This is a genomic window from Pseudomonas brassicacearum subsp. brassicacearum (assembly GCF_008801605.1).
Classification (GTDB): Bacteria; Pseudomonadota; Gammaproteobacteria; order Pseudomonadales; family Pseudomonadaceae; genus Aquipseudomonas; species Aquipseudomonas brassicacearum.
In genome coordinates, this window is the sequence record NZ_VZPJ01000024.1 from 40704 (window position 1) to 64844 (window position 24141).

General features: G+C 62.1%; 19 protein-coding genes, 1 tRNA gene and 2 rRNA genes. 3 read left to right on the top strand and 19 right to left on the bottom strand.

The features are described from left to right. Window positions 1-144 precede the first annotated feature (144 nt). The 3 genes from F7R20_RS30620 to gabD form a co-directional block, all read right to left on the bottom strand. Entirely contained in the window at window positions 145-1359 is a 1215-nt protein-coding gene (locus F7R20_RS30620; RefSeq protein WP_003196488.1) for a response regulator, read from the bottom strand. A 138-nt stretch (window positions 1360-1497) separates the two neighbouring features. Continuing rightward, window positions 1498-2775 (bottom strand): 4-aminobutyrate--2-oxoglutarate transaminase, encoded by a 1278-nt coding sequence (gene gabT / locus F7R20_RS30625; RefSeq protein ID WP_003196486.1) that lies wholly within the window; start codon window positions 2773-2775, stop codon window positions 1498-1500. A 171-nt stretch (window positions 2776-2946) separates the two neighbouring features. Further along, a complete protein-coding gene (gene gabD / locus F7R20_RS30630; RefSeq protein WP_003196484.1) occupies window positions 2947-4389 on the bottom strand; it encodes an NADP-dependent succinate-semialdehyde dehydrogenase in 1443 nt (480 codons plus the stop codon). A 350-nt stretch (window positions 4390-4739) separates the two neighbouring features. Between gabD and F7R20_RS30635 the strand changes: the two genes are divergently transcribed. Then, window positions 4740-4816, top strand: a tRNA-Arg gene (locus F7R20_RS30635). Between the two features lie 62 nt (window positions 4817-4878). Here F7R20_RS30635 and F7R20_RS30640 read toward each other — a convergent pair. The 5 genes from F7R20_RS30640 to F7R20_RS30660 all read right to left on the bottom strand — a co-directional run bounded on the left by F7R20_RS30640 (window position 4879) and on the right by F7R20_RS30660 (window position 9765). Further along, the gene (locus tag F7R20_RS30640) at window positions 4879-5496 is read right to left on the bottom strand and encodes a hypothetical protein (RefSeq protein ID WP_003196482.1); all 618 of its coding nucleotides are present in this window, start codon (window positions 5494-5496) and stop codon (window positions 4879-4881) included. Continuing rightward, complete coding sequence (locus F7R20_RS30645) at window positions 5493-6065, bottom strand: RNA polymerase sigma factor (RefSeq protein WP_003196480.1); 573 nt, start codon at window positions 6063-6065, stop codon at window positions 5493-5495. Before F7R20_RS30645 ends, F7R20_RS30640 begins: the two co-directional genes overlap by 4 nt. Before the next feature lie 170 nt (window positions 6066-6235). Continuing rightward, window positions 6236-7909 carry a vWA domain-containing protein gene (locus F7R20_RS30650; RefSeq protein ID WP_003196478.1) on the bottom strand — a complete coding sequence of 558 codons (1674 nt, stop codon included), beginning with the start codon at window positions 7907-7909 and terminating at the stop codon, window positions 6236-6238. 176 nt (window positions 7910-8085) lie between these two features. Continuing rightward, window positions 8086-8667: a hypothetical protein gene (locus F7R20_RS30655; protein ID WP_003196476.1), complete on the bottom strand. Its 582-nt coding sequence runs from the start codon at window positions 8665-8667 to the stop codon at window positions 8086-8088. Between the two features lie 123 nt (window positions 8668-8790). After that, on the bottom strand, window positions 8791-9765 hold the full coding sequence (locus F7R20_RS30660) for a zinc-dependent alcohol dehydrogenase family protein (RefSeq protein WP_033028043.1): 975 nt from the start codon (window positions 9763-9765) through the stop codon (window positions 8791-8793). A 107-nt stretch (window positions 9766-9872) separates the two neighbouring features. On the opposite strand from F7R20_RS30660, the gene F7R20_RS30665 reads away from it, so the two are divergent. Next, entirely contained in the window at window positions 9873-10751 is an 879-nt protein-coding gene (locus tag F7R20_RS30665; RefSeq protein WP_003196472.1) for a LysR family transcriptional regulator, read from the top strand. A 9-nt stretch (window positions 10752-10760) separates the two neighbouring features. Here F7R20_RS30665 and F7R20_RS30670 read toward each other — a convergent pair whose 3' ends face one another. The 3 genes from F7R20_RS30670 to F7R20_RS30675 all read right to left on the bottom strand — a co-directional run bounded on the left by F7R20_RS30670 (window position 10761) and on the right by F7R20_RS30675 (window position 13003). After that, window positions 10761-12074: an MFS transporter gene (locus F7R20_RS30670; RefSeq protein ID WP_003196471.1), complete on the bottom strand. Its 1314-nt coding sequence runs from the start codon at window positions 12072-12074 to the stop codon at window positions 10761-10763. A 39-nt stretch (window positions 12075-12113) separates the two neighbouring features. After that, window positions 12114-12287 carry a hypothetical protein gene (locus F7R20_RS31760; protein ID WP_003196469.1) on the bottom strand — a complete coding sequence of 58 codons (174 nt, stop codon included), beginning with the start codon at window positions 12285-12287 and terminating at the stop codon, window positions 12114-12116. Between the two features lie 155 nt (window positions 12288-12442). Beyond that, entirely contained in the window at window positions 12443-13003 is a 561-nt protein-coding gene (locus F7R20_RS30675; RefSeq protein ID WP_003196468.1) for a YbhB/YbcL family Raf kinase inhibitor-like protein, read from the bottom strand. Between the two features lie 139 nt (window positions 13004-13142). Between F7R20_RS30675 and F7R20_RS30680 the strand changes: the two genes are divergently transcribed. Next, window positions 13143-14675 carry an apoptosis inducing factor family protein gene (locus F7R20_RS30680; RefSeq protein WP_003196466.1) on the top strand — a complete coding sequence of 511 codons (1533 nt, stop codon included), beginning with the start codon at window positions 13143-13145 and terminating at the stop codon, window positions 14673-14675. Window positions 14676-14730: 55 nt separating this feature from the next. Here F7R20_RS30680 and pgaD read toward each other — a convergent pair whose 3' ends face one another. The 8 genes from pgaD to rrf (F7R20_RS30720) form a co-directional block, all read right to left on the bottom strand. Continuing rightward, window positions 14731-15237 (bottom strand): poly-beta-1,6-N-acetyl-D-glucosamine biosynthesis protein PgaD, encoded by a 507-nt coding sequence (gene pgaD, locus F7R20_RS30685; protein WP_003196464.1) that lies wholly within the window; start codon window positions 15235-15237, stop codon window positions 14731-14733. Next, complete coding sequence (gene pgaC, locus F7R20_RS30690) at window positions 15234-16589, bottom strand: poly-beta-1,6-N-acetyl-D-glucosamine synthase (RefSeq protein WP_003196462.1); 1356 nt, start codon at window positions 16587-16589, stop codon at window positions 15234-15236. Before pgaC ends, pgaD begins: the two co-directional genes overlap by 4 nt. A gap of 1 nt (window position 16590) precedes the next feature. Then, entirely contained in the window at window positions 16591-18588 is a 1998-nt protein-coding gene (gene pgaB, locus F7R20_RS30695) for a poly-beta-1,6-N-acetyl-D-glucosamine N-deacetylase PgaB (RefSeq protein WP_081352598.1), read from the bottom strand. Window positions 18589-18600: 12 nt separating this feature from the next. After that, entirely contained in the window at window positions 18601-21081 is a 2481-nt protein-coding gene (gene pgaA, locus F7R20_RS30700; RefSeq protein WP_003196457.1) for a poly-beta-1,6 N-acetyl-D-glucosamine export porin PgaA, read from the bottom strand. 245 nt (window positions 21082-21326) lie between these two features. Beyond that, window positions 21327-22832, bottom strand: coding sequence for a YdgA family protein (locus F7R20_RS30705; protein WP_050516627.1), 1506 nt, complete (start codon window positions 22830-22832; stop codon window positions 21327-21329). Between the two features lie 158 nt (window positions 22833-22990). Then, window positions 22991-23629: a hypothetical protein gene (locus F7R20_RS30710; protein WP_013691999.1), complete on the bottom strand. Its 639-nt coding sequence runs from the start codon at window positions 23627-23629 to the stop codon at window positions 22991-22993. A gap of 174 nt (window positions 23630-23803) precedes the next feature. Next, window positions 23804-23919 (bottom strand): 5S ribosomal RNA (rrf, locus tag F7R20_RS30715). 107 nt (window positions 23920-24026) lie between these two features. Beyond that, window positions 24027-24141: ribosomal RNA gene (rrf, locus tag F7R20_RS30720) — 5S ribosomal RNA — on the bottom strand.

The window sequence follows — 24141 nt, forward strand, 5'->3', positions numbered from 1 at the left end:
GTTGTCCCGCCACTGAACCCCTGTGGGAGCAAGGCTTGCCCGCGATAGCAGCGCCTCGGTGTCCACTTGAACCCGAGTTGCCTGCATCGCGAGCAAGCTTTGCTCCCACAAAGCTCGCTCCCACAGGGGGGTTAGGTGGTGGTGCTACTTGCGGCGCAACCGCATCAACTCCGGCAAGCCGATCTTCAGCAACCGTGCCGTGCGCCCCCGGGCCAGCTCTTCAAGTCCTTCATGCTCGGTCAGGTGGGCCATCTGCGCCGCCATGTTCATCACCAGTGCCTCGCGGGAATAAACCCCACCACCCAGGCTATAGGCTGCCGCGATCAACTCACGCAGCTCCAGCGGCAGGCGCCAGCGAGTGCGCAGCGCCGAGCCGAAACCGGCGCCGTATTGATCTAGGCAACTCCCTACTTCCTCCAACTCATCCAACTCGCCACCCGCCTGGGTCCACTCCTCCAGGCAACGCAACAGCGCCAGGTCGCCCAGGCGGTGTAACAGCCCCGCGCAGTAACAACGCTCCGGTTCCAGATCCAGTAGCCGCGCCAGGATCCGGGCGTACTCCGCGGTGTGCAGCGACAATTCCCAGTAGCGCTTGGCATAGTCCGCCAGACAGGGAACGGTGAGCCGGGCGCAGCGCTTGAGGGTCAGGCCGAGAATCAGGTTCATGCTTTGCCCGGTGCCGAGCTGGTGCAGCGCCTGGGCCACGGTCTGCACCGGGCCGCCGCCCTGATGCTGGGCAGCGCTGTTGGCCGCCGCAATCAGCACCCCAGTGATTTGCGGGTCGGTACGAATCTCTTCTTCCAGCAGCTTCAGATCCAGGCCAGCGGGGTTGAGGCAGCGCTTGACTGCCACCTGCACATCGGTCATCAGCGGCGCGCCTTCGGACAGATCACGCCGACGCTCCAGAAAAGCTATCAGGGTCAACCCCGGCCCCGGAACCGGCGCATCGTTGGAGGTTTCTTCACCGCCCACCAACAACCCCTGCAAACGCTGGGTCAGGTTCTCCCGGTTCAAGGGCTTGGTCAGATACGCGGTCGGCGCCAGCGGCAAGACCTCGCGCACGCTGGCGCTGTCGTTGCGTCGGCTCATCAGGATGAACGGCAACGGCGGGGTGCGATGCTGCTGGCGAAGGCCACGCAGAATCGCCAGGCCATCAACCCCCGGCAGCTCCCAATCGGCGATCACCAGGTCGTAGGGATGTTTCGCCAGCAAATCCAAAGCCTCTTTGCCGTCGCCACAAGTGTCCACCCGAGCATCGCAGCGCACACCCGACAACACCTGCTCAAGCAGCTCACGGGACGCCGGATCGGCCTCGGCGATCAACACACGCGGTACAGCGGGTAAATCCACAGCAGTCATGCAGCATGCTCCCTTGCCATACTTGCACCTTAGACCTTGGTGGCCGTTCCAGACAGCTCAAAATCCACCGGGCAGGTTCGCGGACATGAAAAAACCCGCCAGAAGGCGGGTTTTTGTGGATCAGCGCACAACCGTCACTCAGAGTTCGGAGAAGCACTCTTCGAGGATCGCCAGGCCTTTGTCCAGTTGCTCGTCCGGCGCGGTCAGCGGCACCAGCACCCGCAGTACGTTGCCGTAGGTGCCGCAGGACAGCAGGATCAGGCCCTTGTCGCGCGCCTTGGCCACGATTTGGGCTACCGCTGCCGCGTTCGGCTTGTGGGAGTCGCCGTTTTCGAACAGCTCCACGGCGATCATCGCGCCCAGGGCACGCACGTCACCGATGACCGGGTACTTCTTCTGGATCGCCTTGAGGCCGGTCACCAGACGCTCGCCCACCGCCTTGCAGCGGTCCAGCAGGTGTTCTTCTTCGAACACGTCCATTACCGCCAACGCCGCCGCACAGGCGATCGGGCTACCGGCGTAGGTGCCACCCAGGCCACCCGGCGCGATTGCATCCATGTACTCGGCCTTGCCGCACACACCGGCCAACGGGAAGCCGCCAGCGATGGATTTGGCGAAGGTGGTCAGGTCGGCGGCAACGCCCATCTGCTCCATGGCGAAGAAGGTGCCGGTACGGCCGGCACCGGTCTGCACTTCGTCAGCGATCAGCAGGATGCCGTGCTGGTCGCACAAAGCGCGCAGGCGCTTCATGAATTCCTTGGGTGCTACGTAGAAACCACCTTCGCCCTGTACCGGCTCGATGATGATTGCCGCGATGTCACGCGGCTCGGCGTCGTTCTTGAAGATACGCTCGATGCTGGCGATGGAGTCGTCGATGCTCACGCCGTGCAGTTCGTTCGGGTAAAGCGCGCGGAAGATGCCGCCGGGCATCAGACCCATGCCGGCCGAGTACGGCACGACTTTACCGGTCAGGCCCAAGGTCATCATGGTGCGACCGTGGTAAGCGCCGGTGAAGGCGATCACACCGGCACGGCCCGTGGCGGCGCGGGCGATTTTCACGGCGTTTTCCACCGCTTCCGAACCGGTGGTCACCAGCAGGGTTTTCTTGGCGAAATCACCCGGCACCTTGGCGTTGATTTTTTCGCACAGTTCCACGTAGGGCTCGTAGGCCAGGACCTGGAAGCAGGTGTGGGTCAGCTTGTTCAGCTGCTCGGTCACGGCGGCGATGATTTTCGGGTGTACGTGGCCGGTGTTCAGCACGGCGATGCCGCCGGCGAAGTCGATGAATTCACGACCTTCAACGTCGGTTACCGTGGCGTTCTTCGCCGATTCGGCAAAGATCGGGTGAATCTGGCCAACACCGCGTGGAACAGCGGCGGTACGGCGGGCCATCAAGTCAGCGTTAGTCTTGCTCATTACAGTCCTCATTCGCCGCTCATCGGTCGGCGTGGCTCAAGGAATACATGGCGGGGAGGCAACTGCGACAGCATGCGATGATCGACTGCCGCAGCGTTCCGGCCACAAGAAACAGAACGGGTGAAACGCGCAAAGGGACAGCGCTCTCGTGCCCTTTGCGCTTGAAGCAGATCAGATACCCAGGCAGAGGTATTTGATTTCCAGGTAATCCTCGATGCCGTACTTGGAGCCTTCACGGCCCAGGCCCGAAGCCTTGATGCCGCCGAATGGCGCGACTTCGTTGGAAATCAACCCGGTGTTGACGCCGACCATGCCGTATTCCAGGGCTTCGGCCACACGGAACACACGGCCCAGGTCGCGAGCATAGAAGTACGAGGCCAGGCCGAACTCGGTGTCGTTGGACATCGCGATCACTTCGGCTTCGTCTTTGAAACGGAACAGCGGTGCCAGCGGGCCGAAGGTTTCTTCTTTCGCCACTGCAGCGTTCTTCGGCACGTTGGTCAGGATGGTCGGCTCGAAGAAGTTGCCTTCCATTGCCTTGCCGCCCGACAGCACGGTCGCGCCTTTGCTGACGGCATCAGCGATGTGTTCCTGCACCTTGGCGACCGCTTTGCCGTCGATCAAGGGACCGGTGGTGGTGCCATCGTCCAGGCCGTTGCCGATCTTGAGCTTGGCCACCGCCACTTTCAGTTTTTCGGCAAACGCGTCGTACACCGAATCCTGGATGTACAGGCGGTTGGCGCAGACGCAGGTCTGGCCGTTGTTGCGGTATTTGGAAATGATCGCGCCTTCGACGGCCTTATCCAGGTCCGCGTCGTCGAACACGATGAACGGCGCGTTGCCGCCCAGTTCCAGGGAGACTTTCTTGATGTCCTTGGCACATTCGGCCATCAACTGGCGACCGATCTCGGTCGAACCGGTGAACGACAGCTTGCGCACGATCGGGTTGCTGGTCAGCTCGCCACCGATGTCGCCGGCGCTACCGGTGACCACGCTCAGCACGCCTTGCGGGATCCCGGCACGGTGCGCCAGTTCCACGAGGGCCAGGGCCGAGAACGGGGTTTGCGAAGCTGGCTTGATGACCATGGTGCAACCGGCAGCCAGGGCCGGGCCGGCCTTGCGGGTGATCATCGCGGCCGGGAAGTTCCACGGGGTAATGGCTGCGGTCACGCCGATCGGCTGCTTGATCACGATCAGGCGTTTGTCGGGTTGGTGGCCGGGAATCACGTCACCGTAGATGCGCTTGGCTTCTTCGGCGAACCATTCGATGAACGAGGCGGCGTAGACGATTTCGCCCTTGGCTTCGGCCAGTGGCTTGCCTTGTTCCAGGGTCATCAGGCGACCGAGGTCGTCCTGGTTTTCGATCAGCAATTCGTACCAGCGGCGCAGCTTGTTGGCGCGCTCCTTGGCGGTCAGTGCACGCCAGGCCGGCAGTGCCTTGTCGGCGGCTTCAATCGCCCGGCGGGTTTCGGCGGCGCCCATTTTCGGCACAGTGCCCAGCACTTCGCCCGTTGCCGGGTTGGTGACCTTGATCGTCTGACCATTGTCCGCATCGACCCAAGCGCCATCGATAAAGGCTTGTTGGCGGAACAACTGGGTGTCTTTAAGCTGCATGTCGGCTTTCCTTAACAGCACCGCGCACGCGCGGAGCGAATTAGATTTGTAGAAAGGCGCCTCGGGGGGCTGCCGTCAGGGAAATCATTCACCGGGCTGAAGCACAGAAATAACGCACAAAAGCACAGACGTGCGGTTCAGCACCCAGACAAGAGCGTTTGAAATCTCAAACGAATCCTAGGGCCGATAGGGGTGAAGGACAATAGGCTGTTCGAAAAAAAGAACGAAAAAAACGAATTTGCCCGTTTTTTCTGATCAGCGTAGCCGATGCCCGCCCAGCCTCATGAAAACACCGGCAAATCAGCAGCATGGACGCCCGCGATGCATATGAGTATCATGGCGCCCGCGTCGCACCAGTAGCTCAGCTGGATAGAGTACTGCCCTCCGAAGGCAGGGGTCGTGGGTTCGAATCCCGCCTGGTGCACCATCTTCAGAATCAAAAGCCCCAGGTCGCAAGGCCTGGGGCTTTTTTGTGGGCGCTGATCTTACTCAACGCTTGCGCAACGCCTCCAACCGCGCCGGCAAGTCCTCCTCGGGAAAGCGCTGATGCAGCGCCAGCAGCTTTTCATCAGCAGCCTTGCTCTCTCCCGCCTCGCGCAAGCGCAGTATCTCCAGCAAGCCTTGCTCCAACGATGGCAGTGCAGCGGGCGCGGGTTTGCTCATTTTCGCCGCCGACTTTTCCGCAAGGGTCTGGTCAGGGCTTGCCGGGGCTCGGGCCAGTTCGCCCTGGGGCGCCATGCGGATGATCGGTGCAGGGGCGGGCATCGCCGGCGGCGGTGCAGCGGCAACGGCGGGCGCTTGCCGATCGGCGGAAAACTCCATCGAGGCGGGTGCGGACAGTTCGTCGTGGGTCACGGGCGAACGCAGTACCAGGCCGATCATCAGCGCCACGCCGGCAACCGTGGCGAATGCCATTTGCCAGCGCGGCCGTTGGCAGGCCTGTAGCCAGCGCTGCCACAGGCTTGGCGCGGGCGTCGGGGCTTCACGGCGGGCAGCGGCCAGGATGAAGGCGTCCAGGGAGGCCGGCGGCTCGGCGCTGGCGTGTTGGCGGAAATGCTCGATCAGCACTTCATCGTCGGGGGCCGAGGTGTTTTTGGGGTCGATCATGCGGGTACCTCCTCGGCCAGCAGGCGATGCAATTTCTGCTGGGCGTAACGCAAGCGGCTCTTGACCGTTTCCAGCGGGGCGCCGGTCAAGGCGGCAATCTGTGGCAGCTCCAGGTCGCCGTGCAGGCGCAGCAGGAAGACTTCCCGCTGATCTTCGGGCAAAGCCTGCAATGCAGCGTCGAGACGCGCCTGGTCTCGACTCAGGGTCAACTGTCGCTCAGGGCTGCTGGTGTCGTCGGGTTGGACGTGAAGCTGCTCGTCGTAGCTGTCGTGCAACGGGTTGCGGACACCATGCTTGCGCCAGTGGTCGATCAAGCGGTTGCGGGCAATCTGGAACAGCCAGGTGCGAAAACTCGCCCGGCCTTGTGGCTGGGTGGTGCTGCGAATCAGGCTGAGCCAAGTGTCTTGGAACACTTCTTCGGCCAGTTCGGCCTTGTTGCTCAAGGACACCAGGAAACGGTAGAGCCCTTGCCGATGGCGGGCGTAGAGGACTTCGAAAGAAGCCCCATCGCCATTGCGGTAGCGGGCCAGCAGCGATTCGTCGCTGGGAGAATCAAGCGCAGCGGGCATGTGGGGGACGAACTCCTTTCGATGTAGAACACGGTCTTGCAGATTGCAGAGGACTCTGTGGGAGCAGGGCTTGCCCGCGAAGGCGGCGTGTCAGGCGAAACTGCTGTGCCTGAAACGCCGCCTTCGCAGGCAAGCCAGCTCCCACATTTTGGTCCTCGTTGTGCTCGGGATCAGCGCTTGGCCGCGGGCTCGAGGCTCTGGGCCAGTTCCACCAACTGCACGAACTCGGCACGCAGCCCGAACGGGTCATCACCACGGGCCGAGCGCGCCAATTGCGCAGTGTCCTTCAAGCTCATCGTCCCAGTGTAACGCCCATCACCCTTGAGCTGCTGGGCGAAGGCCGCCACGGCAGCCGAGAAACGCAGGTCATCGCTGGCCTTGTGTTCGTCCTGCACGCCCGCAATCGGATGCTCGATCAATCGACTGCTACCGCCCTCAGCGGGTTTGTAGCGTACGCGCAACATCGCCAATTCGCCTGATTTACCCTCCGATTGGGGCGTGCTGGCATAGCGCAGCGGCTCCAACCAGCCCGGTTGGCCTTTCGGGACAATTTCATACAAGGCCGTCACCGTATGCCCGGCGCCGATCTCGCCCGCATCGACCTTGTCGTTGTTGAAATCCTCACGCTTCAACGCGCGGTTCTCATAACCGAGCAGGCGATATTCGCTGACCTGGGCAGGGTTGAACTCCACCTGCAATTTCACGTCCCGCGCCACCACCGCCAGGGTGGAGCTGAGTTGGTCGACCAGGACTTTGCGCGCTTCGAGCAGGTTGTCGATGTAGGCGTAGTTGCCGTCACCAGCATCGGCCAATTGCTCCATCAGGTGTTCATTGTAGTTATCCACACCGAAGCCCAGCGTCGTCAGGGAAACGCCGCTTTTACGCTGGTCCACCGCCATCTGCTTGAGGCTGTCGAAATCACTGACGCCGACGTTGAAGTCGCCATCGGTGGCCAGCAGGATGCGGTTGATGCCTTTGTCGATAAAGCTCTCCCGAGCCATCTGGTAGGCCAGTTCGATACCCGAGGCGCCTGCGGTGGAACCACCGGCGTCGAGTTGGTCGATGGCGTTGCGGATTGTCACCTTGTCGCGCCCCGAAGTGGGCTTGAGCACCACCCGGGATTCGCCGGCATAGACCACCAGGGATACCCGGTCCTGATCGCGCAATTGGTCCACCAGCAATTTCAGCGTGCTCTTGACCAGCGGCAGGCCTTCGCGACGGTCCATGGAACCGGAAACATCCACCAGGAAGACCAGGTTGGCCGGCGCCAGATCCGCCACAGCACGGTCGCTGGCCTTGATGCCGATGCGCAACAAGCGGGTGTGAGGGTTCCACGGCGATGGTGCCACCTCGGTGGTCAAACCAAAGGGTGAACCGTCGGTGGGCAGGGCATAGCTATACGGAAAATAATTGACCATTTCCTCCAGTCGCACGGCACCTTCGGGCGGCAGGCTGCCTTGATTGAGCAAACGTCGCACATTGGCATAGCTGCCGGTGTCGACATCCACGCTGAAGGTCGAGACCGGCGTTTCGGCGACGCTATGGATGGGGTTGTCCGGCAGTTTTTCGTACTGCTCGCGCGGCTCAGTGCGGTACCCCCCGGCGAGGGCATCGTTCGCCACGCTCGGGGCGGGCATCAATGTCGGCTTCATCGCCATGCGTTTGACCGCCGACGGGTGCATTTCGACAATCTCGCCTTGCGGCACAACACTGGGCACCACGGCTACCGGTTCGGACGGCTTGGCAGCCTCCCGGGAAGACAACCCACAACCGGCCAACGCCACCAGCAAAGTCACGGCGAAGCCTTGGGCAGCAGGACGCATAAAGGGAAGTGGACGGGACATGGGCTGAACCTCGTGAATGAATGATCCGTTCACAGAGTCAGACGCAGGGCGCATGGGGTTCGGGTTAACGACCAAAAGATTTTTTTGATGTGCTGAAAAGACTGCGCCGGCCACCCCAGAGTGGCCAGGCCGTTACCGCGATTGGAGCAATCGCCAGCACGTTGCAGCAGGCATTGTTAGCGGGACGGAATGCCCCGCAGATCATCGGCGATGAATCCGCTCAAATGACTGGTGTAATAGTCTTCGACATCGGAGTTGCCTCTGTTCGTCAGCGCCCCCGTCATGCCTTTCAGAACCTCAAGTTGCCCGATCGCCCCACCCGGCATCAGCCCCTGGCGGGCCTGGGCAAAGTGCAGCACTTCGACACCGGCCTTCTTCACCTTGACCTGATAATTGAAATCGACACTGGCCAGGTACGTACCGTCGGCGACGATCTTGTTCATGAAACCACCTTGGGTGTCTTGAATACGGCGCGCATAGACGGCGTTGATGTCCAGCAGATAGTCAGCGGTTTCCTTGCTGGAGGCATAACGATTGCCGTCGAGCAGGCGGACGATCAGGTCGGTGTGTAACTGGTCACGGACTTTTTCGTCGGGCAGGAAGCGTTCGTTTTTGCCGACGACTTCAACGTTGAACGTGTCGATCCAATAGGTGGCGGTCTCGGGGATCGCCACTGGCGCAGGGGAAATGTAGTAATCAGGCTTGGAAGCACAACCTGCCATAAGGCAGAGGGCCAGCAACAGGGTAAAAACTCGCATGTTTGAATTCGTCCTTGAGAGGTAGCGGCATAATGGCGGCTGCATTCTACGGCGTTTGAACACGCGCTCAAGTTGTTTGGCCCTGAGGAAGTGCGGTCCCGTCTCACTCGATCCCAATGTCCACTACCGTTTTCCACGCCCCTCGGCCACCTGGGCAAAGGCCTCATTGACTTGCTCCAGGCCAAACCGGCGCTGATCCAGCTTGATCCGCAGCTGCCCTGACTCAACCAGAGCGGCGGCCTCCCGCAAGATCTGACCATGATGCTCGCGCCCCTTGCCCGTCAGCAGCGGCATCAACGTAAAAACTCCGGAATAGCTCGCCCCGCGGAATGACAACGGCGCGAGGCTGTGTTGGCTCCAGCCGAGGCAACTGAGCACATGGCCGGTGTAGGTCTTTACCGCGTTGAAGGACGCATCCAGGGTCGGGCCGCCCACGGTGTCGTAGACGATGTCGAAGCCTTCGCCATCGGTGTACAGGCCCACGTAGCTGTCGGTGTCCTGGGTCCGGTAGTCGATGGCTGACGCGCCCAGTTCGCGGATGAAATCCAGGCTGTTGGCCGAGCCCGTGGCGTAGACCTCGGCGCCCCGGGCCTTGGCGATTTGCACGGCCATTTGACCGACACCGCCCGCCCCACCATGTATCAACACCTGTTGCCCGGCCCGGACGTTGGCGCGATCGACCAAGCCTTCCCAGGCCGTGATGAAGGCCAGCGGCAAGGCGGCCGCTTCGCGCATGCTCAGTGAGCGGGGCTTGGGCGCAATCAGGCGGGCATCGACCGCGATGTATTCGGCCAGCGCGCCTTGGGCCCCGCCGATCCCGCCGGCCATACCGAACACCTCGTCGCCAGGCGCAAAGTCATTCACGCCCTCTCCCCGTTCAACCACCGTCCCGGCCAGGTCAATCCCCAATACGGCGGGCAGCGGCTGGCGTGCGTGGGCACCGCCTCCCGCCGCGATCTTGGTGTCCAGCGGGTTGATTCCGGCGGCATGCACCTTGATCAATACCTGGCCTTTGCCGGGAATGGGCCGGGAGATGGAACGGACAATCAGCGCAGCCTGAGCGGTTTCGGCAACGGCGGCGGACATGGTGTTGTTCATGACGGTAAACCTCCAATGAGTGGGCAGGTTCATAGTGCGAGGGAAGACGCATTCCGATAAGTGAGCAACAATGGATAGGATTTATTCCAGACAGAGGCTAAATCCTGATGGATCTGTTCGACGCAATGCAGGTGTTCGTGCGGGTGGTGGAGCGCGGCTCGTTCTCGGCCGTCGCCAGGGAACTGAACCTGGGCCAACCGGCGGTGAGCAAACAGATCCGCGCGTTGGAGCAACACCTGGGCGGGGCGCTGTTTGCCCGCAGCACCCGCCATCTCGCGCTGACCGATCAGGGGCAGCGCTTCTACGCCGAAAGCAAGGACATACTCGCCAGCCTGGACGCGGCACGGCTCAGTTTCGCCAGTGGGCAGGAACAGATCGCCGGCCTTCTGCGCGTGGCAGCGCCCGTCAGTTTCGGCCGCTTGTGCATTGCGCCGTTGGTGGGCGAGTTTCTCGCGCGTCACCCACAGCTTCGGATCGACTTGAGGCTAAGCGATCAGAACGAGGATGTGTTGAAGGAGAACATCGACCTGGCCATTCGCATCGGCGTGGTAAAAAGCGAAGGGCTGGTAGCGATTTCCCTCGGCGACAGCCCGCGCCGGGTGTACGCCTCCCCCGCCTATCTGCAACAGCATGGCAAGCCCCTCGCACCGGCTGACCTGGTCGGCCATAACTGTTTGGCGTTCACGCTGCTGGAGCACTACGACGTCTGGCGGTTCGACCAGGATGGCCGACAGCACAGCGTCACGATCAAGGGCAACGTTACCTGCAACAGCAGCGAGGCAATCCGGGAAATGGTGCTGTCGGGGCTGGGCGTTTCGCTGTCACCGCAGTGGTTGTTCGCTGCCGATATTCGCCAGGGAACCGTCTGCACCGTGCTTGCCGATTACCAGCCGCTGGCGCTTCCCGTCAGCGCCGTGTTCAGTCACGATCGACGCCGCTCGGCACGCACCCGGGCCTTTGTGGATTTTTTGCGCGAGCGTCTTTGAACAGCCGGATCAGGATCCACAGGCCAATGACGGTTGCGCAGCTTTCCCATGGCGCCCTGGAAAATACGCCGCCGCAGCCACGCCCACCGCGCCCATCACCCCGCAATAGGCCACGCACACCCATGGGCTCCACGGCACCAGTGCTATCAGCATCAGCGGTGTCATGCTGGCCCACAGGGCATAGGCGATGTTGTAGGTGAGCGAGATACCGGACACGCGGATCTTCGGTGGGAACAGGCTGACCATCACCGAAGGCACCGCACCGACCACGCCGCAACCCAGTCCGGCCACGGCGTAGGCCAGGCCCAGCCAGGCGCTGCCGCTGATCAGGCTGGCGTAGAGCACGGCAATGCCCACAGGCAGCAGCAGGCTGTAGAGCATGACGGTGCGCCAGGCGCCGATGCGGTCGACGATGAGGCCGGCCAGGACGCAGCCGATGTTCAGGAACACGATGCCCAGGCTGCTCAGGGCGAAGGTGTGGCTGGCGGTCATGCCGAAGCTTTTCTGCATCACGGTCGGGGTGATGACCACGAACACCACCACGGCAGAAGTCAGCACGCAGGTCAGGATGGCGGCGGGCAGCAACGCCTGGCGGTGGTCGCGCAGGACCGTGCGCAGCGGCAGTTCCGCAGCACCTTCGCGATTGGCTTGCAGGGCCATGAAGATCGGCGTTTCGCTCAGCCAACGACGCAGCCAGACGCCGATCACGCCAAAAACGCCCCCTAGCAGGAACGGCAGGCGCCAGGCGTAATCGAGAATCTCTGCCGGTGTGTAGATCCGCGCCAGCGCTGTTGCGGTCAAGGCGCCCAGCAAGTAGCCGAAGGTCAGGCCGGCCTGGAGGAAACCCAGGGCATAGCCGCGATGATGCAGCGGCGCATGTTCAGCCACGAACACCCAGGCGCTGGGCACCTCGCCGCCCACCGCCGCACCCTGGAGGATACGCAGCGCCAGCAACAGCAACGGTGCGAAATAACCGATTTGCGCGTAGGTCGGCATCACGCCGATGAGCAGGCACGGCAAGGCCATCATCAGGATGCTCAGGCTGAACACGCGCTTGCGCCCCAGGCGATCAGCGAAGTGCGCCATGAGAATGCCGCCCAGGGGCCGGGCCAGGTAGCCGGTGGCGAAAATCCCGAAGCTTTGCAGCAAGCGCAGCCAATCGGGCATTTCCGGCGGAAAGAACAACTGGCTGAGGGTCAGGGCGAAGAAGACGAAGATGATGAAATCGTAGATCTCCAGCGCGCCTCCCAAGGCGGCCAGGCCCAGGGTCTTGTAATCGGATCGGCTGAATCGGTCACCGGGTAGAACAGGGGTGGCAGTCATAGGCAGATTTGAACGATAAGTTTGAGAGAGGGCGACGGCTCAGTCGTCGCGATCATTAATCACCGGTTCAACCGGTGGCTGGCCTGGCTCGGCGTCTTCGGCCTCGTCGGCAGGCAGGAAATCCTTGCGGCTCTGGGCGATGGCCCGGCGCATCTCGTCGCCCTTGGTGGGGCAGTTCAGGAGGCGGGCGATGCCGTCGGGTTTCTGCGTCATCGCCATCCTCCGGCATGAGTGAACAGGGACTCGATAGTGCTCGCTTTTGGCGCGTGATGCCAATGTTGTGTCGGAGCGTCAGCGCCATTGTGGGGGGCTGCGTCGCAGCCCAGTGGGAGCAAGCTCCCTCGCCACAGGGGTTTGTGCTGTTCGGGTCAGCGGTGGTAGCGGCGCACTACGCTGCTGTTGCGCAGGACGTGACCTTTGATTTTTTCCATCAGTTGGGCGCGTGTGAGGTCGGCGGGCAGGGCTTCCGGCGGCAGGTCCAGGGCGAAAAGCTGGATCAGGTAGTGGTGAGCGCTGTCGCCGACAGGCGGGCAAGGACCGATGTAGCCGTGAGTGTTCTTGCTGTTGATACCGCTCATGCCCTCCAACGAGGACTTGGTGCCGGCACCCGCCGGAATCTGCCGCGTGGAGGCCTTGATGCCGTAGTGGATCCAGTGGTCGACACCTTGGCCCCTTTGGCCGTCCGGGTCCAACATGACGATGGCGTAGCTGAGGGTGCCGGGCGGGCCGGCGTTCCAGCTCAAGGCTGGAGAAATGTTCTTGCCACCACAGGTGTTGGCATCACTGGCTGCTGCCGCCGTGAAGAGGCGGTCGTCCGACACGCCGGGGATGCTGAGGGTAAAACGCTCCTCGGCCTGGACAGCCCCTTGTGCGCACAGCACCAGGGCGACGGCCGCCAGCCAAGGGGAGAGAGAGTTCAATCGGGTCATACCGGGGCACCTTGTGCGTGTCTGGCCATGGACGGCCTGCGAACTATAGCCGCAGCTTCGCCAAGGTTGCAGTGACAATTATGCTGAAACTCGTTCCGGCCCTGCGACTCCAAAGGGAAACGCCTGCCGGAGAATGACCATGTCTCTGCATCAAGTCGCCCGTTTCGCCGACGTTCGTGAAGACCGCGGCCTCGAAGTCAAAATCGACGACACATCCATCCTGCTGTTGCGCTCCGGCGATCAGGTGCGCGCCTTCCAGGGCAAATGCCCGCATGCCGGCGCACCACTGGCCAAGGGCGCGGTGTGCCACGGAAGGCTGATTTGCCCGTGGCACAAGGCCGCGTTCCGGGCTGAGGACGGCGCCCTGTGCGAACCGCCGGCCCTCGACAGCCTGGCGCGCTATCACGTCGAGGTGCGGGAGGGTGACGTCTGGGTCGACGATCAACCACTGCCAACCGATAAAGTCCCGCCGGCCGATGACCCGCGCACGTTTGTCATCATCGGCGCCGGTGCTGCCGGCACGGCTTGCGCGGCGGCGTTGCGCGAGAAAGGTTTTGGCGGGCGAATCCTGATGATCGACCGCGAAGCCGAAGCCGGCTACGACCGTACGGTGCTGAGCAAGTATGTGTTGGCCGGCGACATGGCGGTCAACGAGACGTCGCCGCTGCGCGATGAAACTTATTTCACCCAGCAACGCATCGAAAGGCTTCACGGCGAGGTCACCCATTTGGACCCCGACGCTCGGCACATCCAACTCGCCGATGGCCGAAGCCTGGACTACGACGCCGCGCTCATCGCCACTGGCGGCGTACCCAAGATGCCAGCGTTGCCCGGCATCGATTTGCCGCAAGTCTTCGTGCTGCGTTCGATCGCCCACGCCCGGCAGATTCTCGACACCGTCCGGCCAAGGCAACAGGCGGTGATCATCGGCGACAGTTTCATCGCCATGGAGGTCGCCTCGTCCCTGCGCAAGCGCGAGCTGAACGTTACGGTCCTGGCCCGGCATCCGGTGCCGTTCGCCGCACAATTGAGCGAGAGCGTCGGCCAGGCCATCCTGGCCCGACACCGGGCCAATGGTGTGGTGTACCGCACCGACAGCGAAGCGGCGCAGATCGAGGGCGCGGGCAAGGTCGAAGCCGTGGTACTGGACAACGGCCAGCGCGTTGCCGCGGACCTGGTGATCATCGGCGTCGGCGTGCGCCCGGCCACCGAGCCCTTCGCCGCATTGCCAAGGGAACAGGACCAGTCACTGTCCGTTGACGCGGGCATGCGAGTGACTGATGGCTTATGGGCCGTCGGCGATATCGCGACCTTCCCTCTGAACGGCCAGCCCCAGCGCATCGAGCATTGGCGCCTGGCCCAGCAACAGGCGCGCATTGCCGCTGCGAACATGCTCGGCGGCGACGAGCACTATCTGGACGTGCCGTTTTTCTGGACCTATCACTTCGGCAAACGCTACGACTATCTTGGCCACGCCGAGCACTGGGACGAAGTGGAATTCAAGGGCACGCCCGAGCATCCGCCCTTTATTGCCCTGCTGGGCAAGGACGGCCTCGTTGCCGCCGCAGTGGCCTGTGATGAAGGCCGGGCCATGGCGGCGTTGGCCCAGCGCATGAAACAACCATTGCCGGTGGACGAGGCATGGCGGCTGATCCGGGATTTTTCGTCCTAGCCCCAAATCCCCTGTGGGAGCGAGCTTGCTCGCGATAGCGCCGGCGCGGCTTGCATCAATGCACGGACTGATCCGCCGGCAAATGGATAACCCGTGGCCGCTCCATTGGCGCCAGGGGCGGTGGCTGCAAGTCGGGGCTGAGCAAGTGGAAGTGCGGTACGACGTGGCTGATGTCGCCGTCCTGGTTGTTGTGAATAGTCTTCGAGCCTGGCTGGCGCAGCGTGTCCAGGCGTTCGTCGGTCAACTTGAAACTGGCGCTCAAGCCCTGGTCATTCACGACCGGGGCCGGCGACCGGCGCTGAGCGAAGCCGCGACTTTTACGCTGTTGGTAACGTGCCCAGGTAATCAACAGCACCGCGTTGACCAAGGCGATCCAGCCATAGACCTGCAAGGTCCCCAGGGTATCGAATAGAGACCCACCCGGGCGCGGACCGGCCTGGCTCGCGAACAGCGGCCACAGCCCATTGACCAGCAGGTACAACAGCCCCACCCACGCCAGCACGGTGAAAAACGCATCGATGACCACCAGAAAAGGCCGTTGCCGGGTCCTGATAATTTTCATCGGATCACTTCCTCTTCCTGATCATCGAACGGTTTGATACCGCGATCCGGACTGATCCAGCGCGCACGCTTCTGATGCTGCCCGAACAGCACTTTTGGAAAACTCACCAGGGTGGTGAAGAGGCTGATCAGCCAGAACACCAACGGATACCAGACCACCCAGAACATGATGTGCCACAGGCCTTTTTCGTACCGCCGATCAATCAGGATGCTCACCGCGAATTGAAGCAGGCACACCACCGCCAGCAACAACCCGGTGAAGGCTGGCGGCATGAGGTGATCGACCGCGATGGCCGCCGGCATTTCGACGAATTTGCCGACACCCCAGAAAATCACCGACAGCAGGAACGTGAACGCCCAGCCGGTGGACAGGCAATATTCGAACAACAGCGGCCACAGGTAGCGGTGGCGGTATTGCCAGATGCCACGGATGTTCTTGAACAACACCTCGGCGCCACCCTGGGCCCAGCGCAGCCGTTGCCGCCACAGGCCGCGCAGGGTTTCGGGCATGAGGATCCAGCACAACGCGCGCGGCTCGTAGAAGATGCTCCAGTGATCCAGTTGCAGCTTCCAACTGATGTCGATGTCTTCGGTGATCATGTCCGGGCTCCAGTAGCCAACCCGGTGCAGGGCGGTGCGCCGGAACGCGACGATCACGCCGGACACGGTGAAGATCCGCCCGAACACCCGTTGGGTGCGCTTGATCAGGCCGATGATCGAGGAGAACTCGCCAACCTGGACCCGGCCTATCAGAGTCGAGCGGGTACGGATTCGCGGGTTGCCGGTCACCGCGCCGAGGCGGGCGTTGTCCAGCATAGGCGCCACCAGGTAGGCACAGGTGTTCGGCGCCAGCAGCGCGTCACCGTCGATGCACACCAGGTATTCGCTGCGCGCCGCGATGGCGCCCATGCGCAGGGCCACGGCCTTGCCCTGGTTCTCTGCCAGGTGCAACACGCGCAGGCGCGGGTCTTCAGCCGCCAACTGATCGAGCATCTGGGCTGTGTTGTCCTTCGAGCCGTCGTTGATGGCGATGACTTCGATGTTCGGGTAATGCTGGCCCAGCGCCGCGTGAATGGTGTCGGCGACGTTGTCGCCTTCGTTGAAGCATGGAATCAGGATGCTGATCAGCGGCTCGCCGGCCAAGGGCGGTGGCAAGGTGTCGTCCTTCCACAGCCAGTGGCGCTCCCAGTGCAGCCAGAAATACAGGCCGCCGGCGATCCACAGCCCGGACATGAACAGCGGGTAAAAAAACACGAAGTCCATCAGGAATTGCCCGGTGACCAGGAAGATCAGGCCCAGGGGCACCCCAAGGACGATCGCCAGCACCAGCAGAGCGAGCAGTCTGTCGAGCATGTCAAGGATTCCACTTGTTGGAGAGCGCCGGCCGCACGGTTTTCACAGCGGGCTGGTCTTCGATGAAGTTGTCCGGGTAGTAGCCGAAACTGGTCACGCCTTTGCGCTTGAGGCGCCCCATCCAGTCGGCCAGTTGTTCGCCGTCGATGTCGCTGACCGGCTTGCTGTGCCAGTCCCGGGCCTGCAATTCGAACACCGTGCGCTTGAGCGCGCCGGGGCGAGCCTTGACGGTGTCCACCAGGCGCTCGAGCCAGGGGCCGGATTGCTGGAGGGTCTGCTTTTCCATCAGCGGCATGGCCATCGGCGCCGTCCAGTCATAGGCGCCGAGGAAGTCGTCGAGGTTCTGGGCGAACCAGGCTTCGCTTTCCGGATTGAGCATCGGTTCGGCAAAGATATTGCGCGCGGTGCGCACCTGCGGGCCACGAATCGCCCGGACCTTGGCGGTCAGCTCATGGGTGAAGTCGATCAGGTAGCGGCTCTTGAAGCGGGTCCAGCGTTGCATCGCTGCAGGATCGGCCCGCAGGGCGGCGATGGACGTCGGCAGGCCGTGGGCGGCATAGACCTTCAGGGCTGCGGGGCTGGCATCCTCGAAGTCGGAGAACACCGCGTCGTCATGGTACAAAACGCCGTCCACCGAGCTCATCCGCGCCAGGTCTTGGTAGATCTCGCCGATGACCTTGCGCACGTTCGGGTCGAACGGCGACAAACGCACGTACTGGTCCGGGGCAACGCCAGTCTTGCCGGTTTCCGGATCCCAGCGCTGTACCCGCGAAAGCTTCGCGTCCAGGGCAAAACTGAGCACCGGCATCCAGGCATAGACCTTGGCGTTGGCCCGGGTGCGCAACTGCCATGCAACCCGGTCGAACAGGTCGGCGCGTACCGGCAGGTGACGGTTGGGGAAGTACAACGAATGCACGAGGCCGTCGCCTTTCGGGTCGGCGAAGGCTTGCAGGAATACCGTATTGGCGCCCAGGTCGGAAATGCGCTGGACCAGTTGGCCGACATTGGCTTCCTGCTGCACCGGGTCCGGGTCGTAGACGTAATCCAGGTCGACATGCACTACGCGCATCGGGTCAATCGTCTGCACGGACACGATGCTTTCGGCGAAATGGGCGCCATCCGGATCGGACGCCACCAGGAAGCGTGGGCCGCTCATCAGGTTGTCCAGGCTGTCGAGACCGTCTTCCAGGGTCAGGGCCAGTTGATAGCCCTCGCTGCCAATCACCTGCAACGCCGTGCCGTCAGCTTCACCGTAAGGCCAGACCCAGACGCGCGGGCTGTAGCCGGTGACCTTGCGAATTTTCTCGGAAATGGCCGCCACGTCCTTGCGCAGGCGAGCCTGGAAATCGGCCTCGGTCTCATAACGACCGGTGACGGGGTCGTAGCGCCGGGTGGTCGCGGCAGGTTGCTGGTTGCCTTGCCGGTTGGCGAGCACGCCTTTGTGGTTGGCGTCGGTGTGGGCAGCGATTTCCACCAGGCCCGATTTGGAAACCTCGCGAATCTGCTCCCAGGTCAGGAACTCGGAACGCTTGCGCGGCACCCCGGCGAAATCCACCGTTTGATTCAGCGGCGTATCCACCCAACTGCCGACCGGGGCGAGGATCGCCGGCCAGTTATAGGCACGCAGGATGGGCATGACGCGGGTGTAGAAGCTTGCGTAGCCGTCGTCGAAACTCAGCAGCACTGCGCGCGGCGGCAGCTCCGGCCCGCCGTTGCGGGCGGTGATGATCTGGTCCACCGTGACCGGCTGATAGTTGTTTTCCCGCAGCCACGCCAATTGTTCGATCAGGCGTTCGGTGCGCACGGCCACCAGCGCCTGGTCCGGGTCACGGTCATCGACATCGTGGTAGGCGATGCCGAGCACATGGTTCTTCGGCCACGGGGCGTCATTGGCCGCCAGCGGGCGCTGCGAGGGCGGCGTGAACGCCGGGGCTTGCTGGGCACAAGCGCTGATCAGCAAGACCCCCAGCAGAAGGATGAATCGCGAAATGACAGGCATCTTCAAACTCTTCTAGAAGCGATAAGTGAGGTCGACAAGCAGGCGCAGATCGCTTTCGCGATCGCCGTCGTAGGGGCGGTTGAGCCAGCTCAGCGCGGCGCCGGCCTCCAGCACGTCGTTCCAGATGAAACGCTGGCCGTAGCTGAGCAATCCCACGGCGGCAGTGCTGTAATCGCGCTGGCTGTAGGTACCGGCACCGACCTGGAACTGCTGGCTCCACGTGGTCTCGTAGCGGCGGTGCAACACGTGATTGACGCTCACGGTCGGCATGACGCTGAAGTCCGATTTCGGATTGAAATAAGGCACTTCGTTGGAACCGCTGTTGCGGCTGGCCCCCACTTCCAGCCCCAGCTCCACTTGCACGCGCGGCGTGCTGTAGATGCCTTCGCGACCGGTCAGCTGGGTTTCGAGGCGGTTGTTGCCATCGCTGAAATGGGACGGGGTGACAGCCAGTCGCCACTCGCGGCTTTCATTGGCCCGCCAGCGTAGGAAACCGCTACCGCCGTTAGAGCGAATGCCGCTGTTGAGCGCCCGCAACGGGGTATTGGCCGAGAGATAATCCAGGCTCCCGCCGTACTGCCAGTGATCGTCGATGTCCCGGGCCACGGCCAGGCGCGCGCCCTGCTTGTCGCCGGAGCCATAGGAATGATTGGAGACCTCGGCCTCCAAGGTCATGTCCCGGGTGCGACGTTCCACGCCCAGGCGCTGCCAGCGGTGGTGGCCGGTGCCTTCCTCGAAATCACCGGTGGCGTAGCCGGCACCGCCGAACAGTCGCCAGTCTTCATCGATGGGCGGACTGTAGAGCAGCGTCTCGATACCAAAATCCCGGCTGCCAGTGACGGCACCGGCGTCACCGTTGCCACCGCCATAGCTCTTGCCGGTGTAGGCCTCGATGCGCAGTTCGGCCATGTCGTGTACGTCGCGCTGGCGTTGCAGGCGTTTGACATGGGCGTTTTCCGGATAGCGGGCGACCACGTCGTCGGTGAGTGCATCCATCTGCCGCCATTCCTGCAAATCCATGGCTGCGCGGGCCTGGGCGATTTCCAGGTCACGGTTGCGCGGGATCGTGGCCTCGACTTCCTTGAGCAGGTTTTCCGAACGACGCGGCCAGTCACGGGCCTGGTACAGATCGGCCTGGGCCAGACGCATGCCGGTGTTGCCGGGGCCTTGGTTGACCAGGGTGTCCAGGCGCGCTTCGGCAGAAGGCAGGTCGGCGCCATAAGTGCCAGCCTGGGCGGCGAGTTGCTGGGCATCCATCCATTCATCGTTGGGGTTGCCGATCGGCAGGCCCTTGAGTTCGATGCGCGGGCGCTGGGCTTTCGCCATGTCTTCGGCCAGTGCGCGGGCTTCTTCGGATTTTTCACTTTCCAGCAACGCATAGTAGAGCGCGGTGCTGTCCTCAAAGCGCTCCGCAGGATCGGCATCCGGCGCCGCGAGTACCTGGCGGTACAGCTCGACGGCGATTTCCGGCTCACGCTGCTCCAGATAGGAAGAAGCCACCCAACGCAGGGCATACGTGGGAATGCTCACACCCTCGGCGATCAGCTTCTGGTATTCGGCAATCACTTCAGCCCGACGGGCGCGGGCATTGAGGGCGCCCATGCGATCGATGCGCCAACGGAGTACGTCGTCATGGGCCTCGGCCACCGGGGTCCAGGTGGCGAGCAACTTGTCGTAGTCGGCCAGGGCGCGGTCGGCAATGACGAAGCGCTCCTGTTCGCTGCGGCTGGTCATGTCCGCCAGGCGCACCCGCTCGGCGGCCACGTCACCCTCCAGGCGGCGCTGCACGCCACGGTCGATCAACCCCGGCTGCAGACGCGCCAGACGCAGCGCCGGCTCGGGCAGCCGAGCGCGTTGCAGGGCGTAGATGTATTCGCGTGCAATCTCTGGGCTGTTGCCCGCGCGGGTGAAGGCCTGGTCGTATTCGAACAGCGCTTCGTGGGGGTTGTTGGCGCGGGTCAGGGCATAACCCAGTGCCAGTCGACGCATCGGATCTGTCGGTTTGGCGGCGACCATGGCCTTGGCACGGGTGACGGCTTCGTCGGGCTGACCGCTATCGGCCTGGGTCAAGGCCAAGCCGAGTTGCAGGTCGGGGTTCTGGGGATCGATCACCAAGGCCTGGCGGTACAGCTCGGCCGCCGAATCCCAACGCTTGAGGTTTCGATAGGCTCGAGCCGCAGCGGTCAGCGCCTGGACAGGCAACACTCGATGGCGGCCCTGGGTCTCATAGACCGTCACCACCTCGGCGTCGAGGCCGGCCCAACTGGCGATCTGCAGGTGGTCGCTGATCTGCGCAGTGCTGGCCTGGCCAGCCGGCACCTGGCGCAACGCAGCCAGCGCAGGCGTGTAATGGCCTGCACGGGCATCGAGCACCATCTGGTCATAGGCGGTATCGGCAAACGCCAGCATCGGCCAGCACAGTTGGCTGCACAGCGCTACGCGAAACAACGGGCGCAAACCACGTTGAATAAAAGGACCCACAGTACGCGGCATTCGTCAGCATCCTTACATGGCCAGCCGGGTCGCAGTGCCCCCTTGCCCATCAAACAGGAAGCCGGATCAAAGGAATCCAGCCAAGCTCTAATGGGCCTAGTCTTGCACTCTCAGTCGGGTCATCTTCAGGAACGCCACAATTCTTCAGAATCGCTACAGATTTCGGCGCAGGGCTGATCGATAGGCGTAAAAAAACCCGGCCCATGCGTCATGCACGGGCCGGGTTTGGGGTGTTGCCGAACGCGTTACTGGACGGCGACGCCACCACCCAGCTTGCTCATCACGAATGCCGTGAATTGCTCAACGGTCATCTTCTGGCCGTTGAAATCGACCTGATTGTTGGCGTAGTGCAGCTTGGTGACAACATCGTTGCCTTCAAGCGTTGCCAGTTCCGAACCGACCGCCATGGCGCTGAACATATCGCTGGTGGCAGTGGCCTGATCGGCGATCAACTTGGCATCGGTCTGGCCTTCCATCTGTGCCTGCACGGTCATCAGGTCAACCAGCATCGGCTTGGAAACCTTGATGTTGAAATCCAGCAGGGCGAGCAACTGACGGCCCAACTCATCCGGTGGCAGGTCCATGGACTGCGGCTTGGCCAGATCAACGATCAGGCTGGCACGGCTTTCACCGTTGGCAGTGTTGAAGGACAGGTTTTCCAACGCCACTTGCGGGGCGCCGGCCAGGAGTTTCTCCAAGTCGGCCTTAACCTGTGCTTCTTCAGCTTCGGTCAGGCTCAGCTCTGGCGCCGGCTCACCGGCTGCAGCGGCCTCGGCGGCAGCTTTTTCGTAAGGTTGCAGCTTGGTCTGGTAAATCTGCATCAGCGACATGGTGGCCGGGATGTCCAGATTCTTCAGGCTGACAGCCATCTGCGCCGAACCAATGGTCTTGTCGTTGAACGACAACTCACCGATCTTGTAATCGGCGCGCCCCGAAGCGCTGGTGCCGCTCTCGGTGCTGCTGTTCTTCATCTCGAAATTTTTCAAGCCCAGCACCGACTTCGGCTCACCAAAAGTGGCCTTGGTGCTGCTCATCAGCAGGGTGTTGTCACCCATGTAGTAACCGTAGGAGCTTTTGCTCAGGTTACTGGCCAATGTCAGGCCGTTCAGCTCAACCTGCACCGGAGTCTGGTCTTCGGCAACGGAGGTCAGCTTGAAGCTGTCCATGTAGCCGTCGGCCTTGACCTTCTGTCCCTGGGCGCTGGCAGCCAGGTCGATCTTAAGACCGGAGAAGGTGAGCTGGGATTGCTCATCCAGCTTGGTATCCACGGGCAGCAGCTCGTAGGTGCCATTGATGGATTGGTCGTAACCCAGGTTGACCACACCTTTGAGCGGCGATTGGTCCTTGGTGGCGGCGAACCACTTGTCAGTCAGCGGATTGCGCTCAAGGGCAGTGTGACTGGTGGCCATGACTGGCAGCCATTTGAGCGTTATCAGGCGCGAAAATGGCAGTGGGCCGTGTTCGATCTGGTCGACGAAGAGCAGCTCAACCGGCTCGCCGCCGAAGATCTCGCCCTCGCCCTTGAGGCGGTAGTGGGCGGTGCTGCTGAACGTTCCACGGTCCATGGAAACCAGCTCCAGGGTGGCCGTGCTGTTAGACCCGGCCAAGGCTGTCTGCATCTGCTTGTTGCTATCGGCGATAGCGTTCGTCAACACGCCTTCGAGTTTGGTCCCGGTGTACCAGGCGCCGCCCGCGCTGACAGCACCGACAGCCACAACGATTCCCAGAAGTATGCTTGCTGATTTATTCATGAGTGACCCGATCGATATCCATGGTTGAACAAAGCCGTCGTCTTCCCTGACCCGCAAAGGGTGTGGCTCGACGCCGTAAAAGAGGAGGGGAGATTACCATCAGGCACCCCTGCGGGCCCAATGTTTAAAGGGGTAAAAACGTTTTCTTGCGAGGTAGTCTACGAATATTGGACTTCGATCTCGTCGAGCTGATGGTCGAAAGTCTTGAGGCGGGCCGTCCAGGTGTACACCAGCACTTCGAAATCGCGATTGATCACTGCCGCGCCCGATGATGAGTCTGCGCGTGAATCGCAGAAGTCCAGTTGATAGCGTTCACGGGCCATGGCATTAGCCACGTCACACAACTCTCGGGCGTTGTTGAGCCAATGCCAGCCGTCCTGGGTGACTTGCTTATCCAAGGCAGCGCATTGGGTTTTCAGGGCTTCCAGGCTCTTTTCCAGCGGGGTACCAGTGAGTTCCCCCATGACTTCCTGGAACGTGCGGCCAGGCTGCCAATAACTGCCCCAGAAATAACGGTCAAACACCGTTTCGACACGTCGCAGCGCAACCTTGGTGTCCCAAATCAACACCAGTGTCTTGCCTTGTTCGAGGTGTTTTTTCTTGATGCGCTGACCCTGAAGCGATGCCCAGGCCACGATTGCAATGGATATCACGCCGATCAACGCCGCGGCGCTATCGAGGAATAACAGCGCTTTGTCGATCTGGTGAGTGAGCATGACGCCATAGAAATAAGTGGCCGAAAGCAGTATCAAAGCCGCAATGGCGCACCAGAAGCCGGGAGCATAAGGGTTTTTCATTATTGGAATCCCCATGACCAGTGACGTCGCGGGCCCTTGGTCGCCAAAGCCCGACTATCACAGCATAGCAACGGCATTGGGGGTTTGCCGGGGCATCAGGGGCTTGATCCGATTACCGGCCCAAAACGACAAAACCCCTGGCTGCTGATGCAGACAGGGGTTCTGGGAATTCAATCTTGACGATGACCTACTCTCACATGGGGAAACCCCACACTACCATCGGCGATGCATCGTTTCACTGCTGAGTTCGGGATGGGATCAGGTGGTTCCAATGCTCTATGGTCGTCAAGAAATTCTGTGACCAACCCGTTCAACAACAACGTGTCGGTAAAATCGATGACTTCTACTAAAAACAAAACCCCTACCTGCATCAGCAGATAGGGGCTTCGGAATTTAATCTTGACGATGACCTACTCTCACATGGGGAAACCCCACACTACCATCGGCGATGCATCGTTTCACTGCTGAGTTCGGGATGGGATCAGGTGGTTCCAATGCTCTATGGTCGTCAA

Coding starts and splice junctions, on each gene's coding strand:
- F7R20_RS30660 (WP_033028043.1), bottom strand. CDS start 9,765: ATGAACAACACCATGTCCGCCGCCGTTGCCGAAACCGCTCAGGCTGCG.
- F7R20_RS30675 (WP_003196468.1), bottom strand. CDS start 13,003: ATGACCCGATTGAACTCTCTCTCCCCTTGGCTGGCGGCCGTCGCCCTG.
- pgaB (WP_081352598.1), bottom strand. CDS start 18,588: ATGCCTGTCATTTCGCGATTCATCCTTCTGCTGGGGGTCTTGCTGATC.
- gabT (WP_003196486.1), bottom strand. CDS start 2,775: ATGAGCAAGACTAACGCTGACTTGATGGCCCGCCGTACCGCCGCTGTT.
- F7R20_RS30670 (WP_003196471.1), bottom strand. CDS start 12,074: ATGACTGCCACCCCTGTTCTACCCGGTGACCGATTCAGCCGATCCGAT.
- F7R20_RS30710 (WP_013691999.1), bottom strand. CDS start 23,629: ATGAAAAACCCTTATGCTCCCGGCTTCTGGTGCGCCATTGCGGCTTTG.
- F7R20_RS31760 (WP_003196469.1), bottom strand. CDS start 12,287: ATGACGCAGAAACCCGACGGCATCGCCCGCCTCCTGAACTGCCCCACC.
- F7R20_RS30650 (WP_003196478.1), bottom strand. CDS start 7,909: ATGTCCCGTCCACTTCCCTTTATGCGTCCTGCTGCCCAAGGCTTCGCC.
- gabD (WP_003196484.1), bottom strand. CDS start 4,389: ATGCAGCTTAAAGACACCCAGTTGTTCCGCCAACAAGCCTTTATCGAT.
- F7R20_RS30640 (WP_003196482.1), bottom strand. CDS start 5,496: ATGATCGACCCCAAAAACACCTCGGCCCCCGACGATGAAGTGCTGATC.
- F7R20_RS30680 (WP_003196466.1), top strand. CDS start 13,143: ATGTCTCTGCATCAAGTCGCCCGTTTCGCCGACGTTCGTGAAGACCGC.
- pgaD (WP_003196464.1), bottom strand. CDS start 15,237: ATGAAAATTATCAGGACCCGGCAACGGCCTTTTCTGGTGGTCATCGAT.
- F7R20_RS30620 (WP_003196488.1), bottom strand. CDS start 1,359: ATGACTGCTGTGGATTTACCCGCTGTACCGCGTGTGTTGATCGCCGAG.
- F7R20_RS30645 (WP_003196480.1), bottom strand. CDS start 6,065: ATGCCCGCTGCGCTTGATTCTCCCAGCGACGAATCGCTGCTGGCCCGC.
- F7R20_RS30655 (WP_003196476.1), bottom strand. CDS start 8,667: ATGCGAGTTTTTACCCTGTTGCTGGCCCTCTGCCTTATGGCAGGTTGT.
- F7R20_RS30665 (WP_003196472.1), top strand. CDS start 9,873: ATGGATCTGTTCGACGCAATGCAGGTGTTCGTGCGGGTGGTGGAGCGC.
- pgaC (WP_003196462.1), bottom strand. CDS start 16,589: ATGCTCGACAGACTGCTCGCTCTGCTGGTGCTGGCGATCGTCCTTGGG.
- F7R20_RS30705 (WP_050516627.1), bottom strand. CDS start 22,832: ATGAATAAATCAGCAAGCATACTTCTGGGAATCGTTGTGGCTGTCGGT.
- pgaA (WP_003196457.1), bottom strand. CDS start 21,081: ATGCCGCGTACTGTGGGTCCTTTTATTCAACGTGGTTTGCGCCCGTTG.